Genomic DNA, 16,387 nt, shown 5'->3' with positions numbered 1-16,387 from the left:
AGCGGTTCGAACACGCCGCGCTTCACGCAGCCGTCGACCCGGTTACCTGAGCCGAAATTGCGTCCGGGCCATACTCGTCTTCACCGGAGATCTTCAGAATTTCCTGCAGCCGTGTGCGGGCGCGGCTGACGCGGCTCTTGATCGTTCCGACGGCGCAGCCGCAGATCTCGGCCGCTTCCTCGTAGGAGAAGCCCGACGCGCCGATGAGGATAATGGCTTCGCGCTGGTCTTCTGGCAGCAATTCGAGCGCGCCGCGAAAGTCCTCGAGGTCAAGCTGGCCGTGCTGGGCCGGGTGAACGGCAAGCCTGGCCGTCATGACGCCATCGCTGTCCTGCACCTCGCGGCCGCGCTTGCGCATCTGCGAATAGAACTCGTTGCGCAAGATCGTGAACAGCCATGCCTTCAGATTGGTGCCGGGCTGGAAGCTTTCATGCTTATCCCAGGCCTTGACCAATGTTTCCTGCACCAGGTCGTCGGCCTTGTCGGCGTTTTGCGTCAGCGACACGGCAAAAGCCCGCAGGCTAGGGATCGAGCCGAGCAAGTCGGTCTTGAAGCCCTGGGAGACGGCCGCCATGCCTCAGTCCTTCTTTTGTACAGGTTCGGCTTTTTCCAACTGGCTGAGCAGTTGGGCGAAGCGATCCGGCACATTGTCGGAGACCAGCTCGTCGTAGTATTGTTTGAGTTTGCGGCCGATTTCCGAGTTCGGCCCAAGCGGGTCGCGGGAAGCAGCCCGGCGCCCGTTGCCAACGCCACCCATGGTAGCTTTCGTCATGTTCTTCATTTCGCCCTTTTGTCCCAGCCTTAAGCCGCCCTTCAACACATAACGCAAGGCAAGCGGCAGCCTCGTCTGGTTGCCCAACCCGCCCTTAAACGCCAGCCCATATATTTAGTTCCGCATGATCGGAACTTTTTCGCAGAACCCGCGTTTTCAACTCTGGGCTTGCGAACCGTTTTTTAGCTGTAACATGCAATCACGTCATATGAGGGAGACGTCCAATATGAGCCTATCAGCAACCATCGCTCCGCACCTGCCGTTCCTGCGTCGCTTCTCGCGCGCAGTATCCGGATCGCAGGAGAGCGGCGACGCGCTGGTCGCCGCAATGCTCGAGGCCATCATTGCCGATGTCGACATCTTTCCGAACGCATCGAACGACCGCATCGCGCTCTACAAGGTCTTTGCCAAGCTCTTCACCTCAGTGGCCATTCGCGTTCCGCAGGAGCATGCCCAGTCGGCATGGGAACAGCGTGCCGCGGCCAATCTGAATGCAATTGCGCCTCGCCCCCGCCAAGCCTTTCTGCTGGTGGCGGTCGAAGGCTTCAGCGAAGACGAGGCGGCGGAGATTCTCGACGTCGACGAACAGGAATTCTCCGAACTCCTCGCGCAGGCGAGCAACGAGATCTCCCGTCAGGTGGCAACCGACGTGCTGATCATCGAGGATGAGCCGCTGATCGCCATGGACATCGAGGAAATGGTCGAAAGCCTCGGCCACCGCGTCGTCGGAACGGCGCGCACCCACGCCGAGGCGGTGGCAATGTTCGGCAAGGCGCGGCCAAAGATGGTGCTTGCCGATATCCAGCTTGCCGACGGAAGTTCGGGCATAGCGGCCGTGAATGAGATCCTGTCGTCGACCTCGGTACCGGTGATCTTCATCACCGCGTTTCCCGAGCGCCTGCTCACCGGCGAGCGGCCGGAACCGGCTTTCCTGGTTACCAAGCCGTTCAATCCGGACATGGTCAAGGCTCTTATCAGCCAGGCCCTGTTCTTTGACCGGCACGCGAAAGCCGCGGCATGAAACAGCGGGCGGCCGAACTGCGGCCGCCGAGACAGCCGCTCCCTCGGATCAGAGGGGAGTGACGCCGGCTCAATTCACTGGCAACCAACTGGGGCAACCAACTGGACCTTTCCACACACCGCGGCAATTCGGGCCCTGAAGATTTTCAGCATCGTCTTTTTCGGAAAATGGTGGAACAAACGGAGGCGAATCACGTTTTCACCGCAGCATTGGAAGGAGATCGATCATGCTTTACTGGGCGCTCGTATTTCTCGTCGTGGCGATCATCGCCGGTGCGCTTGGTTTCGGCGGCATCGCTGGCACCTCGGCCGGCATAGCGCAGATATTGTTCTTCATCTTTCTCGCCTTCCTGATCATATCGCTTATTGCCGGCCTGATCAGACGAGCGTGAACGCCAAGCGGCCATTCAAGCGAACACTGGAAGCCGCACCCCTCAAACGGTTTCCAGCCACCGCCGGGCAGTGTCCTCCAACGGGATGCCGCTCGGCGGACCGCTTTTTAAGGTTTGATACGAACCTCCTCCTTTTGGAACCCATTTTTCCGCGAACCGTTCAGCCCGACATGGGTTGAGCAAATTGACCGATGCGTTCCAGAGTCGGAAAAATGAAAGACCGCGGCCAGAGTGATGAGATCATCGCTTTGCATCCCGCCGAAAGCGGGATGCAGCTTGGTCGGGCCCTTCTCCATGCACTGCACAATGCCGGGATTTCCGTCCTGTACCAGGATCGCGAGATGAAGACGGTGTGGGCGCGCAACATGCGCGCGCCCTGGACTTCCGATGCCTCCGACAACAACGGCATCTTGCCGCCGGCGCAGGCAGAGCGTATCGGCGCCGCCAAGCACGACGTCATCGTCTCCGGCAATCCTCAACATCTTGAGCTCAGCGTGCCGGCCGATGACGGCGCCCGCTGGTTTCAGGTGTGGATAGACGCCGACCGCAGCGAGACCGGCGCGGTGCAGGGCGTCGTGACCACCATGGTCGAAACAACCGAGCAGAAACGCCGGGAGCAGACGTTGAAGGCGCTGCTGCGCGAAGTCAGTCATCGCTCCAAGAACCTTTTGGCCATCATCCAGAGCATCGCCACCCAGACGGGCCGTTATTCCGGCAGCATTGACGATTTCCTGACGCGCTTCCGGGGCCGATTGCAGTCGCTGGCCTCGTCGCAGGATTTGGTTACGTCATCCAACTGGCGGGGAGCGGCGCTGCGCGAGCTGGTTTCCGGTCAGGTCGGCAGGTACGGCGCGGATCCCTTGCACAGCCTACGCTTCCGCGGCGCAAATCCATATCTCAACCCCAATGCCGCCTTGCACATCGGCTTGGCCATGCATGAGCTCGCCGTCAATTCGGTCAGCTATGGCGCACTGTCGCGCAGCGACGGTTTCGTCGAGGTGACGGCCGATCTGACGGCAGCTTCCGCTGGCGAGCCTGCGCTGTCGCTGACATGGGCCGAAGTGATCGGAGCCAACGACAATCAGCGCAGCGAGAAACGTTTTGGCAGCGTCGCGCTTGAACGCGTCGTGCCCACTTCATTGAATGGAACGGCGACACTCGAAATCACCGGGAACCGCCTCGAATACCGCCTTGTCGTTCCTCACGGCAATTTCGAGACGGATTAACGAGCGGCGGTCGTTGCGCGAAGGCTTGCTGCGCATCGCCATCTTTAACCGACTGTTCACCATAAAGTCCGATCCTGTCCGAACGCACCGATCCACCGGATTGAGTTTGGCACAAAATGAAGGGAATGGGGTCCTTGACGGCTGCCGACTTGAACAGACTGGAACAGGCCGCTCGCGTCTCGATGGGCGGTTTTCAGGATCCCGACGCGTCCACAGCGCCCGCGCCTCGTGCTTCGCCCCTGCGCTTCGCCGCCGTCGCGCTTATGGCCGCGATCGTCCTGACCGCCGCGTCCCAACTGATCTGAATCGAACTCGCCTCTGCTTGATCGCTTTGAAACCACTGCCCGAGTGCTCGGCCGTGCCCGTTCGCGGTCACCGACCTGCAGGGCAGGCCCAACATGTCGTCGCCAGATGCCTTGCCGTCGACCGGCGCTCGGGGACGACTATGACAGGATCGTCTGGAACGTGCGTCCCAGCGGCACGCTCGATGCGTCCTTGGAGATTTCCGGGTTCGTGGTAGCATCAAACGGCGCACGCCCCGAAAAAGACTATCTTAATCAACAATGAAATCGTGCAGGCAAAGGCCGTACTTTCATGCTAAATGGCGGCTGGAGCTTATTAAAGTGAGGACAAAAGTGAGGATGACTCCATGCGGAAGATGATTATTGCCATGGTTGCCGTGGTTGCGGTCAGCGGCTGCACCACCACGGAAGAGAACGTGGGTATCGGCACTGTGGGCGGCGCGCTCATTGGTGGCGCTGTCGGCGGCGGCAAGGGCGCTTTGATCGGCGCCGGCGCTGGTGCGATTGGCGGTCTGCTCGTTCGCCGGCTGCAAAATGGCTACTGCCAATACAGAGATCGTCACGGCCGGATTTACACAGCTCGCTGCAACTAGTTTCGAGCTCCAGGCGAACAGCAAACGCGGAGGCAGGCCACCTGTCTCCGCGTTTGCTCTTTAAAGCGCTGTTGCGATGCGGCCCACGAGACGGCGTTTCAGGCCGGCAGCGGAACCTTGATTTCCACGTTCAAGCCATCTTCGCGAAAATCGCGCCTGATTGTGCCACGCAATTCGCGCGTGACGTTGAGATCGATCAGTCTGGTGCCAAAACCACTCTTTGCCGGTCTCTCAAGCTTCTTCTGACCGGCCTCGCGCCAGTTGAGAGCCAATGTCCGGGTGCCGCTACGGGCTTCGAGCGACCAGTCGACCTTCAGCGCACCGACTGAATTGCCGGCTTCGCCATGCTTCAGCGCATTCGTCGCCAGTTCGTGAAAGACGAGGCCGAGTGCCTGCGTCGTCTTTTCATCGAGAAGAATCTGCGGTCCCGACAGCAGCCCTTCAGGAAGCTCGCTGCCGAACACCTGGCCTAGCTCGATGCGCAGCAGGTCGCCGAGATCGGCTTTCTGCCAGCGTGAGCGCGTCAGCATGTCCTGGGAAGCCGCCATCGCCTGCAGCCGGGCCGAGAAAGAAGCCGAGAATTCCTGGACGTCGGTGGTGTGCGATGCTGTCTGGCGCGCGATTGCCAGCACCCGCGTGATCGAGTTCTTGATGCGATGCTTCATCTCCTGCAGCATCAGGTCTTTTTCCAGCAGGCTCTTTTCGGTCGTTTCGTGAAGCAGCGAGACCGCCTCATAGGCCCGCTCCTGATAGCGGGCCACCAGCGCGATGGCGCCCGCAAGCAGCAGTCCGAACAATCCGAGCATCACCGGGATGGCGCGCGAGGAAGGTTGCGAGAAAGCACTTGTCGGCCTGAACAGGACGACCCACGACCGGCCGGCGACGGTGACCTTGCGGGTGACCAGCAGCCTGTCGCCGAGGCTCGAAACAGGCGGCGTTTCCGATTGGAACAGCAGGTTGTCGCTGTCCACCGTGCCGTCATAGATCTCGGTGTTGACCGGCAGCAATGGTGCCCGGCTGAGCGCAGCCTGGAACAGATCACGGGCGCGGAAGGCCGCATAAAGGAAGCCGGCAGTCGAGGATCTCGTCGCGTTCACGGCGTCCGGCGCGGTTTCGACATTGAGCCGGACGAAGACGAGGAACCCGGTAAAGGTCTGCGCGGCACCCGTATCCTTGCCGAGCTGCACGAGCCCGCTGGCGTGCTGCTGGTCGTCGGCCATCGCCTTTTCGATCGCCTCGCGCAGCGCCGGCCCGGTGAACATGTCGTAGCCGATGCTGGATTTGTTGGACGGATCCAGCGGTTCGAACAGCACGATGGGCGTACGCCACGGTAAGTTCGTGTCGGGATAGATCGGATGGCTTGCGCCGTGATCGTGCAGGATGTCGCGCTCGACCGCCGCCTCGTTGCCAGTTTTCGCCAGGCGGAGGAAACCGATGCCGCGCAGGCCGGCGAAATTATTGTCGATGTCGATCGCGTTGAAGAAAGCCTTGAACTCGCCCTGCGAGATACCGCCATTGCGTGCGTCGAACAGCGCCCGGGTCGAACGCAACAGCGACAGGTCCAGGTCGATGCGGCTTTCGATCCGGTTAAGCGCGTCGTCTGCCGTCGCCTCGAATTTAATGCGGGCCGCCTCCTGAGTGGCAAAATAGGCAAAACCCGCCATCGTCAGGCTGATCAGCGCGACGGCGATAAAAGCGACGGTCGGAAAAAGCTTCTTCAATTGCTGATACGTCCCGTGGACGGTTCGGCATCTTTATGGGCAAGTCCTGACGCCAACACAATGGCGAGGCCAAAGCATGGTGACGGCTGGCACATTTTGGCGGCGTGTGATTAGCCGGCTAATTCTCGTTCATGCGGCGATCTTCAGCGCGCCCGGCCCCGGAATGGCGCCGGGTGGGCACTTGCCGAGGATGATCATGCCGAGCACCTCGTCCTGGGTGACGTCGGTTGTGCGCGCCGTTCCGACAACCCGACCGTTCTTCATGACGCAGACACGGTCGGCAAGCTCGAACACGTCGTGAATATCATGGCTGATCAGGAAGATGCCGATGCCGTCGGCCTTGAGCTGCCTGACCAGTTCGCCGACCTGCGCCGTCTCTTGCGGCCCGAGTGCAGCCGTCGGCTCGTCCATGATCAGGATGCGAGCATTGAACAGGATGGCGCGGGCGATCGCCACCGACTGCCGCTGGCCGCCCGAAAGCTTTACCACCGGCTCCTTGAAGCGTTGGAAACGCGGATTGAGCCTGCCCATGACTTTGCGCGCCTCGGCCTCCATGGCGACGTCGTCGAGCGTCCCCCAGCCGGTCATCAGCTCGCGGCCGAGAAACAGGTTGGCGGCCGCATCGACATTGTCGGCCAGCGCCAGCGTCTGGTAGATCGTCTCGATGCCGTACTTCTTGGCGTCGCGGGGATTGGAGATCGAAGCCTCCTCGCCGTTGACGAAAATCTGGCCCGCATCGCGCTTGTAGGCGCCGGACAGGATTTTTATCAACGTCGATTTGCCGGCACCGTTGTGACCGAGCAAAGCCATCACCTCGCCCGGGAAAAGGTCGACAGAGGCATCGTCGACGGCGCGAATGCCGCCGAAAGCGATGGAGATGTTGCGCATGTCGATCAGCGGCGTGCCCGTGGGAGCGGTTTTGTCTGCCATGATCGTTCCTCCTCCCTACACGCGTTTGCGATAGACGGTATCGAGCCACACCGCGAGCACCAGCACGGCGCCGACAACGATGCTCTGCAGCGGTGAATCGATGCCGAGCAGCACCATGCCGGACTGCAGCGACTGCATCAAAAGCGCGCCGAGCATGGCGCCGAGCACTGTGCCGGAGCCGCCGGCGAGCGACGTGCCGCCGATCACCGCCGCCGCGATGACCAGCAGCTCGTCCAACGTGCCCAGCGCATTGGTCGACGAGTTCTGCCTGGCTGACGAGATCGCCGCGGCGATCGTCGCCAGCACGCCCATGATCATGAACACCTTCATGGTCACCCAGCGCGTGTTGATACCGGCAAGGTTGGCTGCTTCCGGATTGCCGCCGATGGCGAAGACATAGCGGCCGAAACGGGTACGCTTGGCGATGAAGGTCATGATCAGCCCTACGGCTACAGCCATCAGCACGGGTATGGCGATGCCATGGGCGATGAACAGCCCGCCTTCGGGAACCGTTATATTGTTGGCCGCCGCATATCTGTTCACGATGCCGACCGGCCAAGGATAGGAATTGGCAAGCCATATGGCGCCCATGATGACAGCGCAGGTGAGGACACCGAGGAACGTCTCGGCCCAGATCGGGCGCAACGGAAAGCGGAACCGCTTGCGCTGCACCCGCCCGTTGAGCAGCATGAACACAACCGCTAGGCACGCGACAATTCCGACGATCCAGCTCCATCGCGCGCCGATCGAACCCGCCGGCCCGCCCCCCATCAGCTGGAAAGTGGCATCAAGCGGCGCAATCGTCTGACCGCTGGCGACCCACCATGCGGCACCCCGCCAGACCAGAAGGCCGCCCAGCGTCACGATGAAGGCCGGCACCTCGAGATAAGCGATGATGTATCCCTGGAACGCTCCGATCAGAAGGCCAAGCGCCAGGCCGATGGCCAGTGCCAGGATCCAGATCCAGGGATTGCCTAATTGCAGACCGATCATTCGCACCAGGAAATGCACCTGCGCAAAGCCCATGACCACGCCGATCAGACCTTCGGCGGAACCGACCGACAGGTCGATATTGCGCATGACGATAACCAGCACCATTCCGGCGGCCATTATGGCCACGGCGGAAGTCTGCACCGACAGGTTCCAGAGATTGCGTGGCGTCAGGAAGGTCCGGCTGTCGAAGTCGAACGGATTGACGCCGAGCCGTACGCTGGAAATGACATGCAGACCGACCCAGATGACCAGCAGCGCGCCGACCATGCCGAGCATGCGCGTGTCGAGTTCGGTTGCCTTGAGAAATCGGGCAACGATGCCGAGCTCGGATTCCCGTGCCCGGTCTGCCGTGCTGTCGACCGGCGTGTTGGACGTCGTGTCGGTCATGATGTTTCTCCCGCCGGGTTGCCGTCTGCCGCGGATGCCGGAAGCAGCCTAGAAGTTATCCGCCGGAAGCGGAAAAACAACTCTTGTTGAAAAACGCCGCGGCGAGCGGCCACGGCGTTCGGACTTCTCGGAAACGTCGGCTCAGTTGCAGACTGCAACAGTGCCAGCCGTCACGCCGGCGCAGACCTCTTCTTTCTTGATCCAGCCGGCGTCGATGACGACGTTGAGGTTGTCCTTGGTGATGGCGACCGGGGTCAGGAACAGCGACTTGACGGTATTGCCGCCGGGCGTGGTGAAATCCTTCACGCCGGCAATGTCGGTCATCTGCTTGCCGTCGGCCAGCTGCGAGGCGATCTCGGCGGCATTCTTGCCGAGCTCGCGCGCATCCTTCCACACCGACACGGTCTGTGTGCCGAGCGCGATGCGGTTCAGCGCGGCGTGGTCGCCGTCCTGGCCCGAAACCGGAACCGATCCGGCCAGCCCTTGCGCTGTCAGCGCGGCGACGACGCCGCCGGCAGTGCCGTCATTGGCCGCGACCACGGCATCGACCTTGTTGTCGTTGGCGGTCAGGAACTGTTCCATGTTCTTCTGAGCGTTGGCCGGCAGCCAGCCGTCGGTATAGGCCTCGCCGACATTCTTGATCTTGCCGCTGTCTATTGCCGCCTTCAGCACCTCCATCGAACCGGCAAACAGGAAATCGGCATTCGGATCGGAACCCGAACCCTTGATGAAGACATAGTTGCCTTCCGGCTTCACCTTGAAGACTTCCCGGGCCTGCATGCGGCCGACTTCCTTGTTGTCGAAGGTCAGGTAAAAGACGTCCTTGTTCTCGATCAGCCGGTCGTAGCCGACAACCGGAATACCTTCGTCCAGCGCCTTTTGCACGGCCGGCCCGATGGCCGAGGCGTCCTGCGCCAGGATGATCAGTGCGTTGGCGCCCTGCGAGATCAGGCTCTCGACGTCGGTGAGCTGCTTGCCGGGGTTGGACTGTGCGTCGGCGGAAATATACTTGTCGCCTGCGGCCTCGATGGCCGCCTTCATTGCGGCCTCGTCGGTCTTCCAGCGCTCTTCCTGGAAGTTCGACCAGGAAACGCCGATGACCTTGTCTTTAGCCTGCGCCACCGACGCCAGCGCCAGCGTCATGGCGACACCCGCCAGAATGGCGGTCGTGAATTTCTTCATCATATCCTCCCTGCGCCGCGTACGGCGTGACCAATTGGCTCAAAGACCAGCTTAGAAGCTCTAATTTTTTCGAGCCTCGAAAAAATACTGGCCCGATCTCCGGCTGCTGTCAACATCGATTCTGATGGATTTTGATGACTCTGCGAGTTTTTTCGAGCGTCGGAATAAACGATGACAGCGCCACCTGCATCTGACACTATTTGCCTCATCCGACACTATTTGTCGGACATTACCGACGGCTTCCGGTTCATGAGCGGCCGCGGCAACCGGGAGGAAAGCAAAACAATGTCGGTCGGAATCCGCCATGACGATTTGCGCCGGCGCAACCGGGCGATGGTGATCTCGGCGGTGCGCCGGGCCGGCCAGCCATCGCGTACTGAGATCGCAGCTACCACCGGCCTCAGTCATTCGACCATATCGGCGATTTCTTCCGACCTGATACGGGAAGGCATCCTCGCCGAGAGCAAGCCAAGTGAGCCCGTTTCGTTGAAACGCGGTCGTCCGCAAGTCGGCCTCGCCCTCAACCCGGAAGCGGCGGCGGTGCTGACCGTGGTGTTGTCGCTGAATTTCCTTTCGGCCGCCATTATCGACTATACGGGACAGGTGGTCGCCGAGGAACAGCGCCGGCTGGACACGCTGACTATGCCGCGCGACGAGCTGATCCGTGAATGCATGGCCATCGTCCGGCGCCGGCTGCAGGATCCAGATCTTGACGTCCGCAGTGTCGCCCGCATCGCCCTGGCGATTCAGGGCATTACCGACTCCCCTGCACGCGCCATGCTGTGGTCGCCGATCACACCGCAGACCGACATCGCCTTTGCCGACATGCTGGAGGACGAATTCGGCATCCCGGCAACGGTGGAGAACGACTGCAACATGATGGCGGTGGCTTTGCGCTGGCGCAATCCGGATCGCTATCGCGATGACTTCATCGCCATCCTGCTTTCGCATGGCATCGGCATGGGGCTGGTGCTGAAGGGCGAACTGTTCACCGGGACGCATTCCTCGGGCGGCGAATTTGGCCACATGATCCATCGTCCGGGCGGCGCGCTCTGCCGTTGCGGGCGGCGCGGCTGCATCGAGGCGTATGCCGGCAACTACGCCATCTGGCGCAACGCCAGGCAGATGAGCGAAGACAGCGAACCGGTCGCCGACGTCAGCGACGCCGACATGCGCGCACTGGCGGCCCGGGCGCGCGAGAAAGATGGGCCGGAACGCGAGGCCTACCGCAAGGCCGGCGAAGCGCTGGGTTTCGGTCTCGGCTCGCTGTTCGCGCTGATCGATCCGGCACCGGTCGCGATGGTCGGCGCCAGTGCCGCCGCCTTCGATCTGATCGAGCCGGCCTTGCGGAAGGCAATCGCCCAGACCGCCGGCGGCCAGCATTCAGGCTCGATCTCCTTCGATACAGAGCCGAACGAATTGCCTCTGATCCGCGAAGGCTGCGCGATGCGGGCGTTAAGCTTCGTCGACCAGGAGATTTTCGCGCCGGGCGCGCAAATGAGGCCCAGCGTCAGAAAGAACGTAGCCTGACCAGGCGGGTCAATCTTCCCTGATCGCATAGCCGGCGCCGCGGATGGTGCGGATGACATCCGGCATCCGGCCGTTGTTGACGGCTTTGCGCAGCCGCCCGACATGCACGTCGACGGTGCGTTCGTCGATGTAGATTGTCTCCCCCCAGACATTATCGAGTAACTGGCTGCGCGAGAAGACACGGCCCGGATGCCGCATCATGAACTCGAGCAGCCGGAATTCGGTCGGCCCGAGCCTGATTTCGCTCTTCTTGCGATAGACCCTGTGCGATTCGCGATCGAGCACGATGTCGCCGACCTTCAGCACGCTGGACAGCACTTCCGGCTTGGCGCGCCGCAGCAGCGCCTTGACCCTGGCCATGAATTCCGGTGTCGAAAACGGCTTGACCAGATAGTCGTCGGCGCCGGTCGAAAGACCGCGCACCCGGTCGCTCTCCTCGCCGCGCGCGGTCAGCATGATGATCGGCAGCCGCTCGGTTTCGGGGCGCACCCGCAACCGACGACAGAGCTCGATGCCGGAAACCGCTGGTATCATCCAGTCGAGCACCAAAAGGTCGGGCACATTCTCCTGCAAACGGATCTCGGCTTCGTCGCCGCGTGTCACCACCTCGACCTGGTAGCCTTCGGATTCGAGATTGTAGCGGAGCAGCACACCCAACGGCTCCTCGTCCTCCACCACCATTATGCGTGGTGCGATCATCGGCTGGGCACCCCCATCATGTCACCGGTGCGGACATTGTCGTTTCGTCCTGCTTCGGACGATTGACCGGCAATTGCTCGCCGGTCAGCACATAATACGCATTTTCGGCGATGTTGGTGACATGGTCGCCGATCCGCTCCAGATTCTTGGCGCAGAACAGCAGGTGCGTGCAAGCGGTGATGTTGCGCGGATCTTCCATCATGTAGGTCAACAGCTCGCGGAACACGGACGTGTATTTAACGTCGATGCGCTCGTCGGCGGCACGAAGCTTGGCCAACGCGGCCGCATCGCCTGCAGCATATTCCTCGATGACACCCTGCACCTGGATGAGAACCAGCTGCGCCATCGCGTCGATGGAATGCGACAGGTCCCGCGGCGTGGCGCTGAGGCCGACCGCACTCACGCGCTTGGCGATATTCTTGGCAAGGTCGCCGATGCGTTCGAGGTCGCCCGCCATGCGGATCGCTCCGACCACATGGCGAAGATCGTGGGCCATCGGCTGGCGTTTGGCGATCAGGGTGATGGCGCGGTCGTCCAGTTCGCGTTGACGCGCATCCATGATGGCGTCGTCGGAAACGACGCGTTGCGCCAGCACGTTGTCGGAATTCAACAGCGCCTTGGTCGCCCCGCCGACCATCGAACCGGCGAGGTCGGCCATGTCGCGGATCAGCTTGCTGATCTGCTCGAGATCCTCGTCGAAAGAAGCGACTGTGTGTTCGCCCATGGTCCTGTCCTCATATGCATGATCGGAACGGCTCAGCCGAAGCGGCCAGTGATGTAGTCCTGCGTGCGCTTCTCGCGGGGCGACGTGAATATCTTCTCGGTCCGGTCGAACTCGACCAGTTCACCCAGATACATGAACGCCGTCTGGCGCGACACGCGCGCCGCCTGCTGCATGTTGTGGGTGACGATGACGATCGTGTAGTCGGCTTGCAATTCGTCGATCAGTTCCTCGATCTTGGCAGTCGACAGCGGGTCGAGCGCCGAAGCCGGTTCGTCGAGCAGAATGACTTCCGGCTTCACCGCCACGGTGCGGGCGATACAGAGCCGCTGCTGCTGGCCGCCGGACAGGCTCAAGCCACTGGCGTTGAGCTTGTCCTTGACCTCGCTCCACAGCGCGGCGCGCTTCAACGCCTGTTCGACGCGGCCGTCCATCTCGGACTTGCCGAGGTTCTCGTAGAGCCTGACGCCGAAGGCGATGTTCTCGTAGATCGACATCGGGAACGGCGTCGGCTTCTGGAACACCATGCCGATCTTGGTCCTGAGGAGGTTGAGATCCTGCGACCGGTCGAGAATGTTCTTGCCGTCGAGCAGCACCTGGCCCTCGGCCGTCTGTTTTGGGTAGAGCTCATAGATGCGGTTGAACACACGCAGCAGCGTCGATTTCCCGCAGCCCGAAGGGCCGATGAAGGCCGTGACGCTGCGCTCGGGCAGCGACAGGCTGATGTCCTTCAGCGCCTTGCTCTGGCCGTAGTAGAAGTTGAGGTTCTTGACCTCGATCTTCGTCTTCTCGGCGACCGTTTCGGCCATCGTCATGTCTGGGGACAACATCTGTGTCATCTGTCCTCTCTGCGTCCGGTAAGGCTGCGGGCGAGGATGCTCAAGCCCAGAACCGTCAGGGTGATTATGAGTGCGCCGGTCCACGCCAGTTGCTGCCATTCCTCGTAAGGGCTGAGAGCGAACTGGAAGATGGTCACCGGCAGGCTGGCCATCGGCGCGTTGATATTGCTGCTCCAGAACTGGTTGTTGAGCGCGGTGAAGAGCAGCGGCGCCGTCTCGCCGGAAATGCGTGCTATCGCCAGCAATATGCCGGTGACGATGCCGGACAATGCGGTGCGGTAGGCGACCGAACGGATCACCACCCAGCGTGGCGCGCCGATCGCGGCACCGGCTTCACGCAACGCGTTCGGCACCAGGTTGAGCATGTCTTCAGTGGTGCGCACGACCACCGGAATGACCAGGATGGCAAGCGCAACGGCGCCGGCAATGGCCGAGAAATGTCCCATTGGCCGCACCATCAGCTCATAGACAAACAAGCCTATGATGATCGACGGCGCCGACAACAGGATGTCGTTGATGAAGCGGACGACGGTGGTGATGCGCGAAAAGCGTCCATACTCGGCCATGTAGGTTCCCGCCAGCACGCCGATCGGCGTGCCGACGACAACGGCGATGATCGTCATCAGCAGGCTGCCCGTGATGGCATTGAGCAAGCCGCCGGCCTCGCCCGGTGGTGGCGTCATCTCGGTGAAGACCGCGAGCGAAAGCCCGGCTGTGCCCTTATACACCAACGCGCCGAGAATGAGCGCCAGCCAGGCAAGCCCGATGCCGGCGGCGACGACGCAAAGCGCCATCATCACCGAATTCCTGGCTTTGCGGCGGCTGTGGAGCGATGAGGATGTCGACATCGGTCAGGCTCCCGTACGGGCGTCGATCCGCATCAGCATATAGCGGGCGGCGGCGAGGATCAGGAAGGTGATGACGAAGAGGATCAGGCCGAGCGAAACCAGCGAGGAGGTGTAGAGGTCGCCGTCGGCCTCGGTGAATTCATTGGCGATGGTCGCCGAGATCGTCGTGCCCGGCGCGAACAGGGAGGCACTGATGCGATGTGCGTTGCCGATGACGAAAGTCACCGCCATGGTTTCGCCGAGTGCCCGGCCGAGGCCAAGCATGACGCCGCCCATGATACCGATGCGGGTATAGGGAATGACCACGCGCCGGGTCACTTCCCAGGTCGTGCAACCGATGCCATAGGCCGATTCCTTCAGCACCGCCGGCACCGTATCGAAGACGTCCTTGGTGATCGAGGTGATGAAGGGCAGCACCATGATGGCGAGGATCAGCGCCGAGGTCAGAAGGCCGATGCCGTAAGGAGGGCCGGCGAAAAGGCTGGATAGTCCCGGCACGCCGTGGAAGATGTTGATGATGAAGGGCTGTATCGTCGTCTGCAGGAACGGCGCGAACACGAACAGGCCCCAGATGCCGTAGATGATCGAAGGAATGCCGGCCAACAGCTCGACCGCTATGCCGATCGGGCGCCTGAGCGGGCGCGGGCAGAGCTCGGTGAGAAAGATTGCAATGCCGATGCCGATCGGAACCGCGATCAGGATGGCAATGGCCGCCGTCACCAGGGTGCCGTAGATCGGCGCCAGTGCGCCAAATTTTTCCGTAACGGGATTCCAGCTCTCAGTCGTCAGGAAAGAAAAACCGAACGACGACAGCGCCTGCCATGAGCCGGCAAACAGCGAGATCGCGACACCGCCGAGGATGACCAGCACAAGGATTGCGGAAGCGCGGGTGAGTCCGCGAAATATGGCATCTGTGAGCGCGAAGCGCCGCACCGTAGCTTCCCTGGCCCGGGCTGCTGCAGATGATGGCATGGCATCGGAAGCGATGGTCATTGGGTCCTCGCGATTAAAGGCAACAGGGAGGGCGCCATCGACGCCCTCCCTGGAGGAGATTACATAGCCGAGTAGAGCGGCTTGCCGTCGTCGCCGACGACTTCCTTGGCCCACATGGCCTTGACGCTCTCAACCACCTTGTCGGGCATCGGAACGTAGTCCAGCTCGCCGGCCATCTCGTCGCCCTTGTCGTATGCCCAGGCGAAGAATTTGAGCGCTTCGCCGGTGGTCGCGGCATCATCCGGCTTCTTGTAGAGCAGGATCCACGTTGCCGCCGTCATCGGCCAGGACTCGGCGCCCGGCTCGTTGGCGAGGATGACGCCGTAGCCCGGCTGCGAGCTCCAGTCGGCATTGGCCGCTGCCGCCGAGAATGCCGCCGCGGTGGGCTCGACCTTCTTGCCGTCCTTGTTGATCATATCGGTGTGGATGAGCTTGTTCTGCTTGGCGTAGGCATATTCGACATAACCGATCGCGCCGCCGGTCTGGGAGACATTGTTGGCAACGCCCTCATTGCCCTTGGCGCCGATGCCGACCGGCCATTCCACGGCCTTGTCGACGCCGACCTTTTCTTTCCAGTCCGCGCTGACGTCGCCGAGGTAATAGGTGAAGTTGAAGGTCGTGCCCGATCCATCGGAACGGTGAACGACCGCGATCGCCTGCGAAGGCAGCTTGACGTCGGGATTGAGCTTCTTGATCGCTTCGTCATCCCAGCTCGTGATCTTGCCGAGGAAGATGTCGGCCAGCGTCGGGCCGTCGAGAACCAACTCGCCCGGCTTGATGCCTTCGAGATTGACGACGGGAACGATGCCGCCCATCACCATCGGGAACTGAGCCAGTCCGGACGCTTCAAGCTCGTCGCCCTTGAGCGGCGCATCCGAAGCGCCGAAGGTAACGGTCTTGGCCTTGATCTGCTTGATGCCGCCGCCGGAACCGATCGACTGGTAGTTAAGGCCAACGCCGGTGTCTTTCTTGTAGGTGTCGGCCCACTTCGCATAGATCGGGTAGGGGAAGGTGGCGCCGGCGCCGGAGATGTCCGCGGCGAGCGCGGCGGACAGGGTGAGGGTGGTCGTCGCCGCAGCCATTGCAATCGCAACGGCCGCCGAGCGGATGAAATGTCTCATGTGGCCTGCTCCTGTTCGGAATATGGTCTCTCGGCGCCATTCCTCCGGCGCCCGCTGAGGCCAATAGCCCCCGATTATTACAGTCGCATGACAGTTTCATGTCGCTCCGGTAACGACG

General features: G+C 61.8%; 18 protein-coding genes. 6 read left to right on the top strand and 12 right to left on the bottom strand.

Annotated features, from left to right (window positions below; genetic code table 11):
- Nucleotides 1-22: 22 nt before the first annotated feature.
- Nucleotides 23-574: a sigma-70 family RNA polymerase sigma factor gene (locus tag NKJ15_RS09615; RefSeq protein WP_023678544.1), complete on the bottom strand. Its 552-nt coding sequence runs from the start codon at nucleotides 572-574 to the stop codon at nucleotides 23-25.
- 3 nt (nucleotides 575-577) lie between these two features.
- Nucleotides 578-781, bottom strand: a complete 204-nt coding sequence (locus NKJ15_RS09610; protein WP_023678543.1) for a NepR family anti-sigma factor — start codon at nucleotides 779-781, stop codon at nucleotides 578-580.
- A gap of 217 nt (nucleotides 782-998) precedes the next feature.
- Between NKJ15_RS09610 and NKJ15_RS09605 the strand changes: the two genes are divergently transcribed.
- From NKJ15_RS09605 to NKJ15_RS09580, 5 genes are all read left to right on the top strand, one after another.
- Entirely contained in the window at nucleotides 999-1,793 is a 795-nt protein-coding gene (locus tag NKJ15_RS09605) for a response regulator (protein ID WP_352471123.1), read from the top strand.
- A gap of 226 nt (nucleotides 1,794-2,019) precedes the next feature.
- Nucleotides 2,020-2,184 (top strand): DUF1328 domain-containing protein, encoded by a 165-nt coding sequence (locus NKJ15_RS09600; RefSeq protein ID WP_023678541.1) that lies wholly within the window; start codon nucleotides 2,020-2,022, stop codon nucleotides 2,182-2,184.
- 191 nt (nucleotides 2,185-2,375) lie between these two features.
- Nucleotides 2,376-3,410 carry a sensor histidine kinase gene (locus tag NKJ15_RS09595; RefSeq protein WP_352451150.1) on the top strand — a complete coding sequence of 345 codons (1,035 nt, stop codon included), beginning with the start codon at nucleotides 2,376-2,378 and terminating at the stop codon, nucleotides 3,408-3,410.
- Between the two features lie 125 nt (nucleotides 3,411-3,535).
- Nucleotides 3,536-3,715, top strand: a complete 180-nt coding sequence (locus NKJ15_RS09590) for a hypothetical protein (RefSeq protein ID WP_352814969.1) — start codon at nucleotides 3,536-3,538, stop codon at nucleotides 3,713-3,715.
- Nucleotides 3,716-4,059: 344 nt separating this feature from the next.
- Nucleotides 4,060-4,305, top strand: a complete 246-nt coding sequence (locus NKJ15_RS09580; protein ID WP_006328050.1) for a YMGG-like glycine zipper-containing protein — start codon at nucleotides 4,060-4,062, stop codon at nucleotides 4,303-4,305.
- A gap of 98 nt (nucleotides 4,306-4,403) precedes the next feature.
- Here the strand turns inward: NKJ15_RS09580 and NKJ15_RS09575 are convergent, their stop codons facing one another.
- The 4 genes from NKJ15_RS09575 to xylF form a co-directional block, all read right to left on the bottom strand.
- Nucleotides 4,404-6,026 carry a CHASE domain-containing protein gene (locus tag NKJ15_RS09575; protein WP_352814967.1) on the bottom strand — a complete coding sequence of 541 codons (1,623 nt, stop codon included), beginning with the start codon at nucleotides 6,024-6,026 and terminating at the stop codon, nucleotides 4,404-4,406.
- Nucleotides 6,027-6,155: 129 nt separating this feature from the next.
- A complete protein-coding gene (locus tag NKJ15_RS09570) occupies nucleotides 6,156-6,956 on the bottom strand; it encodes an ATP-binding cassette domain-containing protein (protein WP_352471126.1) in 801 nt (266 codons plus the stop codon).
- Nucleotides 6,957-6,971: 15 nt separating this feature from the next.
- Nucleotides 6,972-8,336 carry a sugar ABC transporter permease gene (locus tag NKJ15_RS09565; RefSeq protein WP_352540237.1) on the bottom strand — a complete coding sequence of 455 codons (1,365 nt, stop codon included), beginning with the start codon at nucleotides 8,334-8,336 and terminating at the stop codon, nucleotides 6,972-6,974.
- Between the two features lie 141 nt (nucleotides 8,337-8,477).
- A complete protein-coding gene (gene xylF, locus NKJ15_RS09560) occupies nucleotides 8,478-9,518 on the bottom strand; it encodes a D-xylose ABC transporter substrate-binding protein (protein WP_352685929.1) in 1,041 nt (346 codons plus the stop codon).
- Nucleotides 9,519-9,803: 285 nt separating this feature from the next.
- Between xylF and NKJ15_RS09555 the strand changes: the two genes are divergently transcribed.
- Nucleotides 9,804-11,048 carry an ROK family protein gene (locus NKJ15_RS09555; protein ID WP_352685931.1) on the top strand — a complete coding sequence of 415 codons (1,245 nt, stop codon included), beginning with the start codon at nucleotides 9,804-9,806 and terminating at the stop codon, nucleotides 11,046-11,048.
- Between the two features lie 9 nt (nucleotides 11,049-11,057).
- Here NKJ15_RS09555 and phoB read toward each other — a convergent pair whose 3' ends face one another.
- The 6 genes from phoB to pstS are packed head-to-tail and all read right to left on the bottom strand — an operon-like array spanning nucleotide 11,058 to nucleotide 16,269.
- On the bottom strand, nucleotides 11,058-11,747 hold the full coding sequence (gene phoB / locus NKJ15_RS09550; RefSeq protein ID WP_031212149.1) for a phosphate regulon transcriptional regulator PhoB: 690 nt from the start codon (nucleotides 11,745-11,747) through the stop codon (nucleotides 11,058-11,060).
- Nucleotides 11,748-11,763: 16 nt separating this feature from the next.
- Nucleotides 11,764-12,471, bottom strand: a complete 708-nt coding sequence (phoU, locus tag NKJ15_RS09545) for a phosphate signaling complex protein PhoU (protein ID WP_023678534.1) — start codon at nucleotides 12,469-12,471, stop codon at nucleotides 11,764-11,766.
- 32 nt (nucleotides 12,472-12,503) lie between these two features.
- Nucleotides 12,504-13,307 carry a phosphate ABC transporter ATP-binding protein PstB gene (gene pstB / locus NKJ15_RS09540; RefSeq protein ID WP_352451144.1) on the bottom strand — a complete coding sequence of 268 codons (804 nt, stop codon included), beginning with the start codon at nucleotides 13,305-13,307 and terminating at the stop codon, nucleotides 12,504-12,506.
- Entirely contained in the window at nucleotides 13,304-14,155 is an 852-nt protein-coding gene (gene pstA, locus NKJ15_RS09535) for a phosphate ABC transporter permease PstA (protein ID WP_352814964.1), read from the bottom strand. Before pstA ends, pstB begins: the two co-directional genes overlap by 4 nt.
- A 3-nt stretch (nucleotides 14,156-14,158) precedes the next feature.
- Nucleotides 14,159-15,148: a phosphate ABC transporter permease subunit PstC gene (gene pstC, locus NKJ15_RS09530; protein ID WP_352634128.1), complete on the bottom strand. Its 990-nt coding sequence runs from the start codon at nucleotides 15,146-15,148 to the stop codon at nucleotides 14,159-14,161.
- A 59-nt stretch (nucleotides 15,149-15,207) separates the two neighbouring features.
- Nucleotides 15,208-16,269: a phosphate ABC transporter substrate-binding protein PstS gene (gene pstS / locus NKJ15_RS09525; RefSeq protein ID WP_352814963.1), complete on the bottom strand. Its 1,062-nt coding sequence runs from the start codon at nucleotides 16,267-16,269 to the stop codon at nucleotides 15,208-15,210.
- Nucleotides 16,270-16,387: the final 118 nt, after the last annotated feature.

Origin of the sequence: Mesorhizobium sp. M0207 (assembly GCF_040321995.1) — a bacterium.
GTDB lineage: Bacteria > Pseudomonadota > Alphaproteobacteria > Rhizobiales > Rhizobiaceae > Mesorhizobium.
Note: the sequence above shows the minus strand (reverse complement) of the source record. Positions and strands in the feature narration are given on the sequence as shown.

What these genes read in the sequence shown, in the direction of transcription:
- NKJ15_RS09565 (WP_352540237.1), bottom strand. Translation starts at nt 8,336, where the DNA reads ATGACCGACACGACGTCCAACACGCCGGTCGACAGCACGGCAGACCGG.
- pstB (WP_352451144.1), bottom strand. Translation starts at nt 13,307, where the DNA reads ATGACACAGATGTTGTCCCCAGACATGACGATGGCCGAAACGGTCGCC.
- NKJ15_RS09610 (WP_023678543.1), bottom strand. Translation starts at nt 781, where the DNA reads ATGAAGAACATGACGAAAGCTACCATGGGTGGCGTTGGCAACGGGCGC.
- phoB (WP_031212149.1), bottom strand. Translation starts at nt 11,747, where the DNA reads ATGATCGCACCACGCATAATGGTGGTGGAGGACGAGGAGCCGTTGGGT.
- NKJ15_RS09600 (WP_023678541.1), top strand. Translation starts at nt 2,020, where the DNA reads ATGCTTTACTGGGCGCTCGTATTTCTCGTCGTGGCGATCATCGCCGGT.
- pstS (WP_352814963.1), bottom strand. Translation starts at nt 16,269, where the DNA reads ATGAGACATTTCATCCGCTCGGCGGCCGTTGCGATTGCAATGGCTGCG.
- phoU (WP_023678534.1), bottom strand. Translation starts at nt 12,471, where the DNA reads ATGGGCGAACACACAGTCGCTTCTTTCGACGAGGATCTCGAGCAGATC.
- NKJ15_RS09580 (WP_006328050.1), top strand. Translation starts at nt 4,060, where the DNA reads ATGCGGAAGATGATTATTGCCATGGTTGCCGTGGTTGCGGTCAGCGGC.
- pstC (WP_352634128.1), bottom strand. Translation starts at nt 15,148, where the DNA reads ATGACCATCGCTTCCGATGCCATGCCATCATCTGCAGCAGCCCGGGCC.
- NKJ15_RS09590 (WP_352814969.1), top strand. Translation starts at nt 3,536, where the DNA reads ATGGGGTCCTTGACGGCTGCCGACTTGAACAGACTGGAACAGGCCGCT.
- xylF (WP_352685929.1), bottom strand. Translation starts at nt 9,518, where the DNA reads ATGAAGAAATTCACGACCGCCATTCTGGCGGGTGTCGCCATGACGCTG.
- NKJ15_RS09570 (WP_352471126.1), bottom strand. Translation starts at nt 6,956, where the DNA reads ATGGCAGACAAAACCGCTCCCACGGGCACGCCGCTGATCGACATGCGC.
- NKJ15_RS09555 (WP_352685931.1), top strand. Translation starts at nt 9,804, where the DNA reads ATGTCGGTCGGAATCCGCCATGACGATTTGCGCCGGCGCAACCGGGCG.
- NKJ15_RS09595 (WP_352451150.1), top strand. Translation starts at nt 2,376, where the DNA reads ATGCGTTCCAGAGTCGGAAAAATGAAAGACCGCGGCCAGAGTGATGAG.
- pstA (WP_352814964.1), bottom strand. Translation starts at nt 14,155, where the DNA reads ATGTCGACATCCTCATCGCTCCACAGCCGCCGCAAAGCCAGGAATTCG.
- NKJ15_RS09615 (WP_023678544.1), bottom strand. Translation starts at nt 574, where the DNA reads ATGGCGGCCGTCTCCCAGGGCTTCAAGACCGACTTGCTCGGCTCGATC.
- NKJ15_RS09605 (WP_352471123.1), top strand. Translation starts at nt 999, where the DNA reads ATGAGCCTATCAGCAACCATCGCTCCGCACCTGCCGTTCCTGCGTCGC.